The sequence below is a fragment of the Microcoleus sp. N9_A2 genome, from assembly GCF_036701775.1.
In the GTDB taxonomy this organism is placed as follows: Bacteria; Cyanobacteriota; Cyanobacteriia; order Cyanobacteriales; family Microcoleaceae; genus Microcoleus.
In genome coordinates this window covers 1-1,400 of record NZ_JAUBRH010000153.1, presented here as the reverse complement: position 1 = coordinate 1,400, position 1,400 = coordinate 1, and the positions used below count along the sequence as shown (strand labels likewise).

Genomic DNA, 1,400 nt, shown 5'->3' with positions numbered 1-1,400 from the left:
GGTAGGGTCGAGAGAAGATGTTACCATCTTCTCCCTCCCATTCGGAACCGTGCTTGCGACTTTCATCGCACACGGCTACTCGGGTGTACTCTTGTCATTTGAGGGCTTCTCCTTCTTCCGATTTGTTTGAGGTTTCTTTCCTGAAGATACGAGTTCCAGGTTATGTTTCCTGATTAATTTCAAATCGGTTTTAGTTTTAACATCGTGACAATGCCGATGCAATAGTTGAAGATTTTTGTACTCATCCTTACCTCCAATGGCTCTAGGGATGATGTGGTCAACTTCCATTACATCTCCATTTCTGAAAATAAATTCGCAATGAGGGCATTTCCCTTTCTGCCATTTCAGGAGTTTTGACACCCTACTTGGCAAATCAGGATTTTTCCCCATTCTTGAACTCCAATAAACTAGGTCGCCATCATAGGGGCTTTTATCACCTTTAACTTTCACATAGTCAGTGCTGCTACACTCGAATTCACTATGTTTTAGTAACCGAAGGTGGTTCGCTCCCTCTTCTCTGGTTGAGAATACCCAGTTATCACCGCCACTGGTGTGCCAATACAGTCGATGTCCTGCATTGATGTTTCCGCAACGGCGTTTTGCCCAGCGTCGAAGTTTCAGGTATGTGAGGGTATCTTGTTTGGCGAGTTCTCCAACAGTTTTAGCGTCAGATTTTGCATAGAAAGAAGTCCATCCCCTTATTACAGGGTTTAAGTCTCTAATTAACGCCGCTTGTGGCGATGACCTGTGTTTTTTGATGATTCTTCCGATTTCCTCTTGGTGTCCCTTACTTGACTTCTTATTTGGGGTAATGAGTGTGTTAAGACCTAATATCTCACCGTGTGTACCTAAACTACTCCGGTGTTTTCCAACAGGGTATTGCTGGATGTGATGACCTAAAAAGTCAAATCCAGCTTTACCATCCTCACTTAATTCATTTTTGAAAGTGTGAGTTAGTCTCGTCTTTTCAGGTTTTAATTCTAAACCCATGCCAGCTAACCATTCCGAGATGATCTCTCGGCATCTTTGGACTAAGGTTTTTTCTTCACATAAAATTACAAAGTCATCAGCGTACCGGATAATATTTGGTCTGCCTACAAATTTTCCAAATCGGGAAATTGACTTTTTTAAGTATCCATTTGAATTGGTTGGAAACTCTTTTTCTATGTGTTGCTCCAAACCGTGGAGGGCAATGTTAGCTAGTAGTGGAGAAATGACCCCACCCTGTGGCGTACCCTCAGATGTAGTAGTGAATACTCCATCGTCGATTACTCCAGATTTTAGCCAGGATTTTACTTGCCTCCTGACTTTGCCTCTTGTGTTCAACTTTTGGAGTAGTTCATAATGGTTGATGCGGTCAAAACACTTTGCTATGTCTGCATCTAATACAAACTTCGCTT

The 1,400-nt window shown here is 42.3% G+C and carries 1 protein-coding gene; it reads right to left on the bottom strand.

Annotated features, from left to right (window positions below; translation table 11 throughout):
- Positions 1-75 precede the first annotated feature (75 nt).
- On the bottom strand, positions 76-1,400 hold a 1,325-nt coding region (locus QUA44_RS30500; protein WP_333310105.1), incomplete at its 5' end, for a reverse transcriptase domain-containing protein.